Genomic DNA, 16,418 nt, shown 5'->3' on the forward strand with positions numbered 1-16,418 from the left:
GCGGCCGAAGCGACGAGGAGAGAGCTGAGCTTGAGCGCGCGACGTGAACTGATGCGGCGGATGATGGCGGAGGCCGGGCTGGGCTCGGACACCGCACGGCTGACAACCCGGACCTCCGACGGACCGGCACCGCTCTCGTACGCGCAGCAGAGCATGTGGCTGCACCACGAGACCTTTCCCGACAGCCCCGCCTACAACGTCTGCCTGCTGGTGCGGATGTCGGGCGCCCTGGACATCGAGGCGCTGCGGTCGGCCCTGCGAGGCGTGATCCGGCGGCACGCGGTCCTGCGGACGCTGTACCGCAACGACACCGACGGCGCGGGCGACGCCGACGGTGGGCCCGTGCAGATCGTGACCGAGGACGACTCGCTCGAACTGGCGGTCCAGGACTGCGACGACGCGCAGGCGCGGGCGGAAGAGCTGGCCGCGCAGCCGTTCGACCTCGGGACGCAGCGGCCGATCCGGCTGGAGCTGCTGAGGACGTCCGATGGCGAGCACGCCTTGGTCCTCGTCGTTCACCACATCGCCTGGGACGGCATGACGTGGGGTTCGCTCTCGCGCGACCTGTCGGCCCTCTACCGGGCCGCCGTGACGGGCGAGCCGGACGGGCTTCCGCAGCTCGCCGTTCAGTACGCCGACTTCGCGACCTGGGAGCAGACGCGGGGCGTCTCGGAGGACGACCTGCACTACTGGCGCGGCCGCCTCGATCCGCCTCCGGCGCCGCTCGAGTTGCCCGCGGACCACCTACGAGGAGCGGTCGTCTCCGAACGCGGCGGGCGCAGGGCACGGCACTTCGACAACTCGATCACCGAGGGAATGCGGCGGCTGGCGGCGGAGGAGAACCTCACGCCCTACATGGTGATGCTCGCCGCCTACGCCGTCCTGCTGCACCGCTACACCGGCTCCGACGACGTGGCGGTCGGCTCGGCGGTCATGAACCGCGAGCACGCCGAGGTCGAACGGCTCGTCGGCAACTTCGGCAACACGCTCGTGCTCCGCACCGACCTGTCGGACGCGCCGACGTTCCGCGAGCTGCTGCGCCGCGTGGGCCGTACGTGCGCGGAAGGCTTCGCCCACCAGTCCCTCCCGTACGACACGCTCATCCAGGAGCTCAAGCCCTCGCGGGCGCGCGGACGCTCGGCGTTCTTCGACACGATGCTGCTGTTCCTCGCACAGGAGATAGGCGAGCTGGACCTGCCCGGCGTGACCTCCAGCTGGACGCACATCCACAACGGGACCACGCACTTCGACCTGTCGCTGGAGGCGTTCGTCCGGCCCGGCGGCATGAACGTCGAGGCCACGTTCCGGCGCGAGCTGTTCGACGACGACCGGATCGACGCGCTGCTCGGGCATCTGGAGACCCTGCTGGGCGACGCGCTCGCCGACCCCGACCGGGGCATCGGCGCGCTGGAGGTGATGGGCGAGCACGAACGGGCCCTCATCGCCGCGACCAACGCGACCGACCAGGACCTGCCCGGCACCAACGTCGTGGCCCTCTTCGAACGGCAGGCCGCCCGTACGCCCCACGCGACCGCCGTCGAGGCCGAGTCGGGCACGCTGACCTACGAGGAGCTGGACCGCCGGTCCTCGGCGCTCGCCGCGCACCTACGTGCGCGCGGTGCCGGTCCCGAGACGGTCGTCGCCCTCGCCCTGCCGCGCACCCCGGACCTGGTCGTGGCGCTGCTCGGCGTCCTCAAGGCCGGCGCGGCCTACCTGCCGCTCGACCTCGACCACCCGCTCAGCCGGATCGCCTACATGCTGGAGGACGCCGGGCCGCTCTGCGTGATCGGCACCCCGGAGATGGCGGTCCTGCTCCCAGAGGGCACCGATGTCCTCGTGCTCGACGGCGACAACCTGCCCGAGACCGCCGCCAACCTCACGCCCGCGATCAACGCCGACGACCTCGCCTACGTCATCTACACCTCCGGCTCGACCGGACGGCCCAAGGGCGTGGCGGTGTCGCACGGCGCGCTCGCCAATTTCCTGCTCGCCACCCGCGCCCAGCTCGCGCTCGGCCCGGAGGACCGGCTGGTCGCGGTGACGACGATCGCGTTCGACATCGCCGCGCTGGAGCTCTACGGGCCGCTGATCGGCGGCGCGACCGTCGTGCTCGCCTCGCGCGCCGCCGTGCGCGACCCGGCCGCGCTCGCACGCCTGCTTAAGGACGCGACCGTCGTCCAGGGCACGCCGTCGCTGCTCGGCACGCTCGACCCGGACGCGCTCAAGGGACTGCGGGTGCTGGTCGGCGGCGAGGCGCTCCCGGCCGCGCTCGCCGGAACGCTGGAGCAGGCCACCAACATGTACGGGCCGACCGAGGCCACGATCTGGGCGACGTCCGCCGACCTGCCCGCCTCCGGCATCGGCCTGCCGTTCTGGAACACCCGCGCCCACGTGCTCGACGCCGCGCTCCGCCCGGTCCCGATCGGCGTCCCCGGCGAGCTGTACCTGGCGGGGGAGCAGCTCGCGCGCGGCTACGTCGGCAGGCCCGACCTGACCGCCGAACGCTTCGTCGCCGACCCGTACGGCCCGCCCGGCACGCGCATGTACCGGACCGGCGACCTGGCCCGGCGCAACCGCGACGGCTCGCTCGACTACCTCGGCCGCACCGACGACCAGGTGAAGATCCGGGGCTTCCGGATCGAGCCCGCCGAGGCCCAGGCGGCGCTCGCCGCGCAGCCGGGCGTCGCGCAGGCCGCGGTCGTCGTACGCGAGGACCGTCCCGGCGAGCCGCGCCTGGTCGCCTACTACGTGCCGACGCGGCAGCCCCTCACCGACGCCGACCTGCGGGCCGCGCTCGCCACGACGCTGCCCGACTACCTGGTCCCGTCGGCGTTCGTCGCGATCGAGGCGATGCCGCGCACGGTCAACGGCAAGCTCGACCGTGCCGCCCTGCCCGCACCCGAGGCCGACGTGTCCGGCCGGGCGCCGCGCGACGCCCGCGAGACGGCGCTGTGCGCGATCTTCGCCGAGCTGCTCGGGCTCGAACGGGTCGGCATCGACGACGACTTCTTCGCCCTCGGCGGGCACTCGCTGCTGGCCACCCGCGTCGCGGCCCGCGTCCGTGCCGTCCTCGGCGAGTCCCTCACCATCGCCGACGTCTTCGAAGCTCCCACCGTGGCGGCGCTCGCGCCCAGGCTCGGCGCCGCGACCGGACCGCGGGTCCACGACGTCACCCGCCCTGACGTCGTGCCCGCGTCGGCGGCGCAGCGCGGGCTGTGGCTGGAGGAACGGTTGCGCGGGCCGTCCACCTCCTACGCGCTACCGCTCGGGCTGCGCCTCACCGGCCCCGTCGACCCCGACGCGTTGCGCGCCGCGTTCGGCGATGTCGTCGCGCGCCACGAGGCGCTGCGCACGCTGCTGGTCGAAGGGCCGGACGGGCTGCCGATCCAGAAGATCCTTCCGCCCGAGACCCCGGTCGACTTCGTTGTCACCGACGAGGCTCCAGCCGCCCAGCACGTCTTCGACATCGGCGTCGACCTGCCGATCCGGGGCACGCTCGTCCGCGAAGGCGAGAACGAGTGGTCGCTGATCATCCTGCTGCACCACGCTGCGGCCGACGAGTGGTCGTTCACCCCGCTCCTGGCGGACCTGGCCGTCGCCTACGAGGCCCGGCACACCAGAGGTAGCGCGCCGACCTGGGAGCCGCTGCCCGTTCAGTACGCCGACTACGCGACCTGGCAACGCGAGGCCGCGCCGGACGTGAGTCACCAACTCGACTTCTGGGCCGAGACGCTCGACGGGCTCCCCGAGCAGATCGAGCTGCCCTTCGACCGGCCGAGGCCCGCGGAGGCGAGCCACAAGGGCGGGCTGGTCCCGTTCCGGCTGCCGATCGAGGGCGCGCGGCGCCTGGCCCGCGACACCGGCACGAGCGTGTTCATGGTGCTGCACGCCGCCGTCGCCGCGCTGCTCCAGCAGGCCGGTGCGGGCGACGACGTGGCGCTCGGTTCGCCCATCGCGGGCCGCGCCGACGAGGACCTGGCCGGGCTGGTCGGCGTCTTCGTCAACCCGCTCGTGCTGCGCGCCGACCTGTCCGGCGACCCGACGTTCGCCGAGCTGCTGGAACGGATCCGCGCCACCGACCTCGCCGCGTTCTCCAACGCCGACGTCGCGTTCGAACGGGTGGTGGAACGGCTCGCGCCCGAGCGGTCGCTGGCGCGCGGCCCGCTGTTCCAGGTCATGATCGTTCACCAGCGTCTCGACGACGTGCGGCCGGCGCTGCCGGGCGTGCGCGCCGAGCCGTTCCTGCCCGAGACGGGCGGGGTGAAGTTCGACCTCGACCTCTACTTCGCCGAGGGAGACGAGGAGGTCGAAGGCTTCGCCGCCTTCGCGACCGACCTCTTCGACGCCGCGACCATCGAAGGACTCCTCGCCCGGCTGGGCGAGCTGCTCGACCGGGTCGCGAATGAGCCGGAAGCGCGGCTGTCCGCGCTCGCCGCACCCGTCGAGCACCCCGACACGGTCCGCGACTTCCCGCCCCGTACGGTCGCCGCGCTCATCGAGGCCCAGGCCGCGCGCACGCCCGACGCGACCGCCCTCGTCTTCGGCGGCGCCAGGCTCACCTACGCCGAGCTGGACCGGCGCGCCGAGGCGCTCGCCGACCGGCTCGCCGCCGCCGGGGCCGGGCCGGAGGAGGTCGTCGCAGTCGCGTTGCCGCGCTCGGACGAGTTCGCCGTGGCGCTGCTGGCCGTCCTCAAGACGGGCGCGGCCTACCTGCCGATCGACCGCGCCTACCCGGCCGCACGGGTCGACTTCATGCTCGCGATCGCGCAGCCGCTCCTCGTCCTCGGACGCGAGGAGCCACCGCTGGACGCCCCGCGCCGCGAGCGGCGAGAGACCCTTCCCGGCCACCCGGCGTACGTCATCTTCACCTCCGGCTCGACCGGCACGCCCAAGGCCGTGGTCGGCACCCAGCGCGCCCTGGCCAACCGCCTCGCCTGGGGCACCGAGGCGCTGGCCTCGTCCGGCATCCGCATCGCCAAGAGCTCGCCCGCCTTCATCGACGGGACGACCGAGCTGCTCGGCGGGCTGGTCGCCGGGGACACCGTCGTCATCGCCGACGACTTCACCGCGGCCGACGCGGACGCGCTCGCCGCGTTCATCGAACGGCACGACGTCGACACGGTCACGCTCGTGCCGAGTCTCCTGGCGGCCCTGCTGGAGAACGGGCTGCCCGGTTCGGTCGGCACCTGGATCAGCAGCGGCGAGGCCCTGCCCGCTGCGCTCGCGGACAAGGTCCCGGCGCGCGTGGTCAACCTGTACGGCTGCTCGGAGGCCGCCGGAGACAGCCTGATCGCCGCAGGCGGGGGCGGTCTGGTGCCCATCGCCAACACCCGGGCGTACGTCCTGGACGGCGCGCTGCGCGAGGTCCCGATCGGTGAGCTCTACCTCGCGGGCGACGGCATCGCGCGCGGCTACCTGGGCGACCCCGTCCGGACCGCCGAGCGCTTCGTCGCCGACCCGTTCGGCCCGCCCGGCTCGCGGCTCTACCGCACCGGCGACCGGGTCCGGCGCCGCGCCGACGGCACGCTGGAGTTCCTTGGCCGCGCCGACGACCAGATCACGATCCGCGGTTTCCGGATCGAGCCGGGCGAGGTCGAGGCCGTTCTCGCCGCCCAGCCCGGCGTCCGCCGCGCCGCCGTCGCCGCGCACGGGACGCGCCTGGTCGGCTACGTCGTCGGCGACATCGATCTCGGTGCGCTGGAGGCCCGGCTTCGCGCCGCGCTGCCGGGGTACCTGGTCCCCACCGACCTCCTGATCCTGGAGGAACTTCCCCTCAACCCGAATGGGAAGGTCGACCGGCGAGCGCTGCCCGAGCCGGGCGTCGCGGCGGCCGGGCGCGCGCCCGCGAGCGAGGCCGAACGCGTGCTCGCGCACCTGGTCGGCATCGTCCTCGATCGCGAGGACGTGGGCGCCGACGACGACTTCTTCCGCACGGGCGGCGACAGCATCAGCGCCGCGCTGCTCGTCGCCCGCGCACGGCGCGCAGGTCTGTCGTTCAGCGTGCGCGACGTCTTCCGGCTGCGGACCGTCGAGGCCCTCGCCAAGGCCGCCGACACCGTCGAGATGGCGGGGGAACGGGCCGGCGACGGCGATGACGCCGGGGGAGAGCTGCCGCTTTCGCCGCTTCAGGAGGGCCTGCTCTTCCACCTGATGCTGGCGGGCGAGGGCCGCGACATCTACGTGCAGCAGGCCGTGGTGACGCTGTCCGGGCCGGTCGATGCCGAACGGATGGCGGACGCGGCACGAGTCGTTCTGGAGAAGTACCCGAACCTGCGCGCCGGCTTCCGCACCGACGGGGACCGGGCCGTGCAGTTCGTTCCCGAGAGCTTCGAGACGCCGTGGACCTACGGCGAGGTGTCGGGCGAGGAGGGGCTTGAGGCGTTCGTCGACGCGCAGCGGGCCGAGCCGTTCGACCCGGGCGCGCCGCCGCTGATCCGCTTCGCGCTGGCCCGGCTCGGCGAGGACGACCACCGGCTGGTGCTGACCTCCGAGCTGATCCTGCTGGACGGCTGGTCGGGCGGGCTCCTGGTCACCTCGCTGCTGGAGGCCTACACCGACGCCGCCGCCGAGGCCGCGCGCTCCGTGCCGCAGTTCCGCGCCTACCTCGACTGGGTGAACGGACGGGACCGTGGCGCGGCCGTCGAGGCGTGGCGGCGCGCCCTGGACGGGTTCGACGAGCCCGCCCTCGTGCGCCCCGGGCTGGTGGACCGGCCCGCCGACCTCGCGACCGCCGGGGAGGTGCACCGCGCGCTGCCCGCCGGCCTCGCCGAACGCCTCGAAGGGGTCGCCCGGGACCACGGCGTCACGATGGGCACGCTCTTCGAGACGGCGTGGGGACTGGTCCTGATGGCCCTGACCGGACGCGATGACGTGGTGTTCGGTGCCTCTGTCTCCGGCCGCCACCCCGACGTGGACGGCGTCGAGTCAATGGTCGGGCTGCTGTTCAACACGATCCCGATCCGCGTTCAGGCCGGGCCGGGCGACCCCCTGACCGGCGTGCTGGAGCGCGTTCAGGCCGAGCAGTCCGAGCTGTTCGACCACACCTTCGTCGCGCTCGCCGACGTCCAGCGCGCGACCGGCCTCGGCACGCTCTTCGACACCCTCTTCGTCTTCCAGAACTTCCCCGGCATGCCGACGGGCCGCGGCTTCGGCCCGGACGCGGGTCTGCGCGTGCTCGGCCGCCAGGTGCGCGACGCCACGCACTACCCGATCACGATGGTCGTCGAGCCGGACGCGGCGCTGCGCGTGATGTACCGCGGCGACGCGTTCGACACCGCCGAGGCCGAACGGATCACCGACCGGTACGTGCAGGTCCTCACGCGGCTCGCCGAACAGCCCGACCTGCCCTGCCGCCGGCTCGACCTGCTCGTACCGCAGGAGCACGAGCGGCTGCGGCGCGACTGGGACGACGCGGTCAAGGAAGTCCCGGAGCTCACCGTCGCCGAACTGCTCGCCGAACGTGCGGCACTGGTGCCCGGCGACCCCGCGCTGGTCTCACTGCCCGACGTGCGCTTCACCTACGGCGAGCTGAACGCCGAGGTCAACCGGCTGGCCCGGCTGCTGATCCAGAACGGCGCCGGGCCGGAGAAGGTGGTCGCACTCGCGCTGCCCCGCTCGGCCGAGATGGTGATCGCGCTGTTCGCCGTGCTGCGGACCGGCGCCGCCTACCTGCCGCTGGAGCTGGACTACCCGGCCGACCGCCTCGACTACATGCTCGCCGACGCCGCCCCCACCTGCCTGCTCTCGCACGAGGAGATCGCCGCCGGGCTGTCGTACGGCGGCACGATCGTGGCACTGGACGATCCGGAGACGGCGGCCCGGCTCAAGGCGCTCTCGGGCGAGGACCTCGGCCCGGACGAGCTGGGATCGTCCGCCCCCGGCACGCCCGGACGCATGGACCGCCCGGCCTACGTGATCTACACCTCCGGCTCCACGGGCCGTCCCAAGGGCGTGATCACCCCGTACCGCGGCCTGACCAACATGCAGTACAACCACCGGGCCAACATCTTCGACCCGGTCGTGGCCTCCACCGGCGGGCGGCGGCTGCGCATCGCGCACACGGTGTCGTTCTCGTTCGACATGTCCTGGGAGGAGCTGCTCTGGCTCGTCGAGGGCCATGAGGTGCACATCTGCGACGAGGACCTGCGCCGCGACGCCGAGGCGCTCACCGCCTACCTGCGCCGCCACGACATCGACGTCATCAACGTGACCCCGACGTACGCCCAGCAGCTCCTGGACGAGGGCCTGCTGGACGGTGGGCACCGGCCGCCGCTGGTGCTGCTCGGCGGCGAGGCCGTGCCGACGTCGGTCTGGGACCGGCTCGCGCAGGCCGACGGCGTGCTCGGCTACAACCTCTACGGCCCCACCGAGTACACGATCAACACGCTCGGCGGCGGGACCGAGGACAGCGCGACCCCGACCGTCGGCAAGCCGATCTGGAACACCCGCGGCTACGTGCTGGACTCCTGGCTGCGGCCCGTTCCGCAGGGCGCGCCCGGCGAGCTCTACATCGCGGGGGCGGGCCTGGCGCGCGGCTACCTCGGGCGGCCCGACCTGACCGCCGAACGGTTCGTCGCCGACCCGTTCGGCGGCGGGCGGATGTACCGGACCGGCGACCTGGTGCGGGTGCGCGAGGACGGCAACATCGACTTCCTCGGCCGTACCGACGATCAGGTGAAGATCCGCGGCTACCGGGTCGAGCTGGAGGAGATCGAGACCGCACTGGCCGCCGAGCCCGGCGTCGGGCAGGCGGCGGTCATCGCCGCCGACACCGGCGTGCCCGGGGTGAAGCGGCTGGTCGGCTACGTCGTTCCGGACGGGACGCGCGAGGGTGCCGCCGAGGAGCAGATCGCCGAGTGGCGGCAGATCTACGACGCCGAGTACACCGAGGTCGGCACGGTCGTGCACGCCGAGGAGTTCGCGGGCTGGGACAGCAGCTACGACGGCGCCCCGATCCCGCTGGAGGAGATGCGCGAGTGGCGGGAGACGACCGTCGAACGCATCCGCGCGCTGCGGCCGCGCCGCGTCCTGGAGATCGGCGTCGGCGCCGGGCTGATCCTGACGCGGCTCGCTCCCGAGGCCGAGGAGTACTGGGGCACCGACTTCTCCGAGCCCGTCATCGCCAAGCTGCGGGCCGACCTCGGCCCCGACTCGCCGGTCAGGCTGAGCTGCCGCCCGGCGCACGACACCGAGGGGCTGCCCGCCGCGCACTTCGACACCATCGTCATCAACTCGGTGGTGCAGTACTTCCCAGGCGCCGCCTACCTCGCCGACGTGATCGGCAAGGCGATGGACCTGCTCGCCCCCGGTGGCGCGCTGTTCGTCGGCGACGTACGGGACCTGCGCACGGTCCGCGGCCTGCACGCGGCGATCCAGCTCGGACGCGGCGGGGGAGACCTGGACGCGGTCGAACGCGCCGTGCGGATGGAGAAGGAACTGCTGCTCCACCCCGCGTTCTTCGCGGCGCTCGACGGGCCCTCGCGGGTCGAGGTGCTGACCAAGCGCGGCGTTCACCACAACGAGCTGACCCGGCACCGCTACGACGTCGTTCTGCGCAAGGACGTGCCGCAGGCGCCGCCGACCCCGGCGGTCCAGTGGACCGGCCCGGAGACGCTGAACGACCTGCCCGCAGGGCCGCTGCGAGTGCGGGGCATCCCCGACCCGCGGCTGTCCGGTGAGCTCGCTGCCCTCGCTGCCCTGCGCGACGGTGCGTCGCCGGACGAGGCGCGCGAACGGCTCACCGCCCCGCCCGAGGGCGTCGAGCCGGAGACGATCCACGCGCTCGACTCAGCCGTCGTCCTGACGCCTTCGGACGAGATCGGCCGCTACGACGCGGTCTTCGGCGGCGGCGCCGCGTTCGTGGAGGCCGGTGCGGGAACGCTCGCCAACGACCCGGTGGCCGCCCGCGACCTCGGTGTGCTGGCCGGACGCGTCCGCGAGGGCCTGAAGAAGCGGCTGCCCGGCTACATGGTCCCGGCCGCGATCGTCACGCTCGACGCGCTGCCGCTGACGGTGAACGGCAAGCTCGATCGCCGTGCCCTGCCCGACCCGGGCGGCCAGGACGGGCCGCGCCGGGGTGGCGGCGGCCGGCAGCCGCGCACCCCGGTCGAGCAGCTCCTGTGCACCCTCTTCGGTGAGGTGCTGGACGCGCCCGGCGTCGGAATCGACGACGACTTCTTCGATCTCGGCGGCCACTCGCTTCTGGCCACCCGCCTGGTCGGCAGGGCCCGTTCGGTGCTCGGTACGGAGCTGGCGATCCGCGACCTGTTCGAGGCGCCGACCGTCGCCGAGCTGGCCGAACGGGTGCACCGCAACGCCGGGGCCGAGAACCGCCCCGCCCTCGCGCCCCGCGAACGGCCGGAAAGGATCCCGCTCTCGTTCGCGCAGCGCCGCCTGTGGCTGCTCGACCAGCTTCTCCGCGAGGACGACGGACCGCGCGGCGCGTACCACCTGCCGCTGGCCGTACGGCTGCGCGGAGACCTGGACCTGGCCGCCCTGGAGGCCGCGATCGGCGACGTGACGGCCCGCCACGAGAGCCTCCGCACGGTCTTCGCCCAGGACGGCGACGGCGTCCCGTACCAGCGGATCCTGCCGCCCGAGCAGGCACGGCCCGCGCTGGAGGTCGCGACCTGCCCGCCCGAGGACGTCATCGCCCGGCCGTTCGACCTGGAACGCGAGATCCCGCTGCGCGTCGCGGTGTTCCCGGAGGGCGAGCGCGAGCATCTGCTGCTGGCGGTCTTCCACCACATCGCGTTCGACGAGTGGTCGTTCGGGCCGTTCGCCCGCGACGTGGCCGAGGCCTACACGGCCAGGCTCGGCGGTGCGGTGCCCGGCTGGGAGATCCCGCCCGTCCAGTACGCCGACCATGCGCTCTGGCAGCGAGAGCTCCTCGGCGACCCGCTCGACCCCGGCAGCGTGCACGCGCGCCAGCTCGCGCACTGGGCGCAGGCGCTCGCGGGCATCCCGGAGGAGATCCCGCTGCCGGTGGACCGGCCGCGCCCCGGCACGGTCGGCCAGCGCGGCGGAACCCTCACCGCCGACCTCCCGCCGGGCCTCACCGCCCGGCTACGGCGCGTGGCACGCGACGGCGGCGCGAGCATGTTCATGGTCTGCCAATCCGCCGTCGCCGCACTGCTGCACCGGATGGGCGCGGGCGAGGACATCCCGCTCGGCAGCCCTGTCGCGGGCCGTACGGAGGAGGCCGCCGGTGACCTGGTGGGCTTCTTCGTCAACACGCTCGTCCTGCGAGCCGATGTCTCCGGTGCGCCCACGTTCACCGATCTCCTGGCCCGCGTACGGGAGGCCGACCTGGCGGGCCTGGCCAACCAGGACCTGCCGTTCGAGGCGCTCGTCGAAGCCCTGCGCCCACGCCGCGTCCCCGGCCGCAACCCGCTCTTCCAAGTCATGGTCGGCTACGAGAACCAAGGCGTCGGCGATGTCCGCTTCCCCGGCCTGGAGCAGCAAGAGGCCCTCTTCAGCCCTGGCGCCGCGAAGTTCGACCTGGACTTCATCTTCCGTGAGGGCGGCGACGAGTTGAGGCTCATCGTCGACTACTCGGCCGAGCTGTTCGACCGCGACACGGTCGCCACCCTGGCGGGCACCCTCATCGCCGTCCTGGAAGCCGTGGCCGCCGACCCGACCATCCCCGTCCGCACCCTCCCCGCCACCCTCACGGCCCGTTCCGTCACCGCGGAAACGACGAGAACGGCAACCCGTGGAACGGACGACCGCGAAGCGGCGCTGTGCCGCATCTTCGCCGAGGAACTGGACGTGCCCGACGTCGGACCCGACGACGACTTCTTCGACCTGGGCGGCCACTCGCTGCTCGCGATGAAGCTCGTGCGCCGGATCCGCCGCGAGCCCGGCTGCGCCTCGCTGAAGGTCGCGACCCTCATGACACATCCCACTGTCGCCGGCCTGCTCGGGGTATTGCGAGATTAGGTGAGGCTAACCTAATCTGCGATCCGCCCCCCCTTGGAAAACTTGGAAGGTCCCACCATGCGCACACTGATGCGGAGCCTGGCCGCCACCGCAGCGCTCACCCTGAGCCTCGGCACGGCCGCCGCGTGCGGCGACGACGACAAGGACTCGAGCGCGCCCGCCGCCGGCGCGAGCGGGGCCGCGTTCCCCGTCACCATCACCCACAAGCTCGGCAGCACGACCATCAAGTCCAAGCCCGAGCGGATCGTCGCGCTCGGCGAGGTCGACCAGGACACCCTGCTCGCGCTCGGCGTCAAGCCGGCCGGCATGGTCGAGCTGACCGGCGTCCAGCCCGACGGCCTCGCCCCCTGGACCGCACCCAAGCTGACCGGCGGCAAGCCGACCCTCCTCAAGGCCGGCGAGGGGGGCTTCTCCATCGAGGAGATCGCCAAGCTGCGCCCGGACCTGATCCTCGCCGGTGGCGACTTCACCATCGACAAGGAGTACGGCAACCTCAAGAAGCTCGCGCCCACGGTCGCCTACCAGACCGGCCCCGCCGAGGACTCCTGGCAGGACATCACCCGCCAGACCGCCAAGGCCATCGGACGCCCCGCCGACGGCGACAAGCTGGTCGCGGACGTCGAAGCCAAGATCGCCTCGGTCAAGACCGCCCACCCCGAGCTCCAGGGCAAGGGCTACGCGCTCACCAGCGTCTTCCCGAACGGCAACATCGGCGTCATGAAGGCCGACGACGACACCAGCGTGAAGCTGCTGAACCAGTTCGGCATGAAGCTGCCCGACAAGCTCAAGAAGCTGCCCGGCCAGGGCTTCGCCGCCGAGCTCAGCATGGAGAAGGTCGGGGTCCTGGACACCGACGTCCTCCTCAGCCACTACAACGACGACCCGGCCACCCAGAAGAAGATCGAGGGCAACAAGCTCTTCGCCGACCTCCCCGTCGTCAAGCGCGGCGCCTACGTCCCCCTCGACCTCAAGTCGTTCTGGCCCCTGCGCACCCCCACCCCCCTCGCCGTCCCCTACGTCGTGGACCAGGTGGTCCCGAAGATCGCGGCGGCCGCGAAGAAGGACGCGTGATGACCAACCCGTTCGACGACCCCGACGGCACCTTCCTCGTCCTGGTGAACGCCGAGGGCCAGCACTCCCTGTGGCCCGAGTTCGCCGACGTCCCCGCCGGCTGGACCCGCACCCACGGCCCCGCCCCCCGCGCCGAGTGCCTGTCCCACATCACCACCACCTGGACCGACCTCCGCCCCACCTCCCTGAGGTCCTAGCCGCCACAGGCGGTCTATCCTCCGCCTGTGCGGGAACCCCTCCACCCGTCGGTCCGCCCGCTGTGGCAGCTCGTTCGGCGAGTGCCCGGCGGCGTGACCCTGCGCGACCCCGACAGCGGCCGCCTGCTCAGCGTCGAGCGGCGCGGCTTCGTCGAGATCGTGGCCGCCGACCCCGGCGCCGGGACGGTCATGCGCTACACCGTCGGCTTCCTGTTCTGGCCGATCCGGCCGCTCTGCGACATCAGGCGGGCGGGTGAGGCGCCCGGCGTCTCGTGGCGGAACGGTCGCCGGGCGTTGCTCTTCAACGACGCGACCGGCGTGATGGAGGTCGGCCCCGACGAGCTGGACGAGCTTCGGGGCCAGCTCGAACGCGCGATCGCGTGACATGTAATCGTCCGGTGCGCTCCAAAGGGGCGAAGGGTGGCGTTCATGCGGGTTGGCTACGTTGCGTGAGTGATCGTTCAACCAGGGTGGCGTGTGCTGCGGGGCGCGGCGTTCGGAGGGATCGGGGTCAGCCTCGCGCTCATGGTCCTGGTCGGGCTGGCACGGCCGCCCGCGGCGGTGCCGCGGATGGACCAGCAGGGGCTGTTCCCGCGGATCGGGTGGACGCCGGAGCCGGACCTGGTCGTGACGGTGGTGCTGTGGTCCGCGATGGGTGTGGGCACGGCGGCCATGGTCGCGGGGCTGCTCGCGGTGCGGCAGGGGTGGGCGCCGCGGACGGTGTGGGTGATGGCGCTCGCGGTGGTGGCGGTCTGTTTGCTCATCGCCGCGCCGCCGATGGGGTCCACCGATCCGCTGGACTACGCCACGTACGGGCGGATGGCGGTGCAGGGGCTCAACCCGCACGTGGTCACGCCTGCGGAGTTCAAGTTGACCGGCGATCCGGTGGGGGTGCTCTCCCCGCCTGAGTGGGACGGGATTCCGTCGGTGTACGGGCCGCTCGCGACGGCGATGCAGTGGGCGGCGTCCAAGCTCGGGGGAGAGTCGGCCACCTGGACCGTGCTGTGGCTGAAGGTCTGGAACGGCCTTGCTTTTCTGGCGGTGGGGGTAGGCCTTCACCGGCTGGGGAAGGGCGCGCGGGTTCATCTGTTGTGGACGCTTAATCCGCTGCTGCTGTGGGCGCTGGTGGGCGGGGCGCACGTGGACGGCGTCGCGGCTGCTCTGGTGGTGGCGGGGCTCGTGGCGTTCAGCAGGGAACGGACCTTGGCTGCAGGGCTGCTGCTGGGGGCGGCGGCTGCGGTGAAGCTGCCCTATGTGCTGGTCGGGTTCGGGATGGTGTGGGTGCTGCGGCGCTCGCCCAGCGGCGTTGCGATTGTGGTGGGCGCGGCCGGGGGAGTGCTTGTCGGGGCGTACTCGATGGTGGGCGCCGAGGCCGTGATGGCGGTCGTGAAGCGGGGAAGTCTGCCGTCATGGAACACGCCTTGGCAGCTTGTGCTCCAGCCGGGCGCGCCCGCTCCTTCGTGGCTTGCGGTGTCCTCGGTCATGCTGGCCGCGGCGGTGGCGTGCATCTTCCTAAGGTTGCCGTCGAACGGGCCGGCTTGGCTCGGGCCTGCCCTGGCGGTGTCGGTGGCCTGGGTCATCACCACGCCGGTCTACTACCCGTGGTACGAGGCGCTGGTCTTTCCGCTGCTGGCGATAGCGCCCGCTTCGAGACTGGACTGGTTGCAGATCGGGCGGGCTTTCGTGGGGACGATAGGGGCCTTGCCCGGGGTGGTCTGCCGGCTCGGGGACTCCTGGCTGCGGTCGGCCGTCGAACGGGGGACTCTGCCCTCTTTGGTGCCCCTTACGTTGCTCATCCTGGCGCTGCTCCTGGTGGCGGGCGCGATGGCTCGGCGAAAGTCCCTGGGTGTTCGTGTCGAACCCACCATCGCGTCACCTTCGTTGGGGCATGCTCAGCGGGCTCGGATACCGCTGAGGAAGGCGTGACTGGTGCGAAGGCTGACCACCGTTGTGAGTGCCGGACTGCTGCTGACCGTCTGCTGGGAGGTGCCGGCGCACGCCGATCCGCCGGGCGGTGCGGGTTCGGGGGAACGGCCCGACGCGCGGACGACGACCGCGTCGCGGACTCTGCGAGGTGCGCTGCAATACACCTCGACCAAGCGGGTGTCGGCCGGGGTTGAGTTCCGTACGTTCCAGACGACCGGGATCGGCGGAGCGGTGCGCGGCTATTTGCTGGACGCGGATCTGCGCAACCGGCATACGGCGGTCGGTCTGCTGCACCCGCCCTCGATCGCCGAGCGCGAGACGGTTTCGGCGATGGCCAAGGCGCAGAACGCGATCGGTGGCGTCAACGGGGACTTCTTCAACATCAGCGAGACCCATGAAGGCGTCACGCCGACCGGGTCGTCCTCGGGCGCCGAGGTGAGCGGTGGTGTCGCGCTCAAGGGTGCCGTGCCGGAAGGGCAGCGGTTCGGCCCGGGGCTGCCGCCCGGCACATCGGTCAGGGACGTCATCGGCGTGGACGCCAAGCGGCGCGGGCGGGTCTCGCGGCTGACGCTGAAGGGGGCCGTACGACACGGGCGCACGTCGATTCCGCTGCGAGGGCTCAACCAGTACGCCCTTCCCGTGGGCGGCGTCGGCGCGTTCACCCACTCCTGGGGAACGGTCTCGCGGCAGCGCGCGGTCTGCGGCACCGACACCGTGCGGACCGCCCCGTGCAGCACCGAGGTCGCCGAGGTGACGGTGGCCAAGGGACGGGTCACCTCGGTCGCCCGGCAGGTGGGCGGCGGCGCGATCCCCAAGGGGACGACCGTGCTGGTCGGCCGCGAGGCCGGTGCCGCCGACCTGCTCCGGCTGCGCAAGGGCGACCGCGTGGGGATCAGCCACCACCTCACCGGAAGCGTCAGGTTCCGCTTCGCCGTCGGCGGCTTCCCGATCCTGCTGGACGGCCGCGCGCTCGCCGGGCTCGATCCCAAGGGCCCGGCGCCGCGCACGGCCGCGGGAGTCAGCCGTACCGGCAGCCACCTTTATCTCGCGGTGGTGGACGGCCGGTCGGAGAGCAGCGGCGGGTTGACCGTCGCCGAACTGGCCGACCTGCTCAAGCAGGCCGGTGCCGACGACGCGGTCAACCTGGACGGCGGCGGCTCCTCGACGTTCGCCGTACGGGAGCCCGGCCGGCCCGCCGCGACCGTGCGCAACGTTCCCTCCGACGGCGCCGAACGCGCCGTCGCCAACGGGATCGGGATCTTCTACCGCAAGTGATCGCCGCGC

At 72.7% G+C, this 16,418-nt stretch carries 6 protein-coding genes; all 6 read left to right on the forward strand.

The features are described 5' to 3' along the window. The first annotated feature begins 30 nt into the window (after nt 1-30). The 6 genes from J4573_RS26610 (at nt 31) to J4573_RS26635 (ending at nt 16,409) form a co-directional block, all read left to right on the forward strand. Nucleotides 31-11,940, forward strand: coding sequence for a non-ribosomal peptide synthetase (locus tag J4573_RS26610; protein ID WP_208258592.1), 11,910 nt, complete (start codon nt 31-33; stop codon nt 11,938-11,940). Between the two features lie 57 nt (nt 11,941-11,997). Further along, nucleotides 11,998-13,011 (forward strand): iron-siderophore ABC transporter substrate-binding protein, encoded by a 1,014-nt coding sequence (locus tag J4573_RS26615; RefSeq protein ID WP_208258593.1) that lies wholly within the window; start codon nt 11,998-12,000, stop codon nt 13,009-13,011. Beyond that, a complete protein-coding gene (locus J4573_RS26620) occupies nt 13,011-13,208 on the forward strand; it encodes an MbtH family protein (protein WP_243773616.1) in 198 nt (65 codons plus the stop codon). Before J4573_RS26615 ends, J4573_RS26620 begins: the two co-directional genes overlap by 1 nt. A gap of 27 nt (nt 13,209-13,235) precedes the next feature. After that, nucleotides 13,236-13,592: a hypothetical protein gene (locus J4573_RS26625; protein ID WP_208258595.1), complete on the forward strand. Its 357-nt coding sequence runs from the start codon at nt 13,236-13,238 to the stop codon at nt 13,590-13,592. Between the two features lie 69 nt (nt 13,593-13,661). Beyond that, nucleotides 13,662-15,134, forward strand: a complete 1,473-nt coding sequence (locus J4573_RS26630; RefSeq protein ID WP_208258596.1) for an MptA/MptB family glycosyltransferase — start codon at nt 13,662-13,664, stop codon at nt 15,132-15,134. A gap of 3 nt (nt 15,135-15,137) precedes the next feature. Continuing rightward, nucleotides 15,138-16,409 carry a phosphodiester glycosidase family protein gene (locus J4573_RS26635; protein ID WP_208258597.1) on the forward strand — a complete coding sequence of 424 codons (1,272 nt, stop codon included), beginning with the start codon at nt 15,138-15,140 and terminating at the stop codon, nt 16,407-16,409. The last annotated feature ends 9 nt before the right edge of the window (nt 16,410-16,418 follow it).

The sequence above is a fragment of the Actinomadura barringtoniae genome, assembly GCF_017573505.1.
In the GTDB taxonomy this organism is placed as follows: Bacteria; Actinomycetota; Actinomycetes; order Streptosporangiales; family Streptosporangiaceae; genus Spirillospora; species Spirillospora barringtoniae.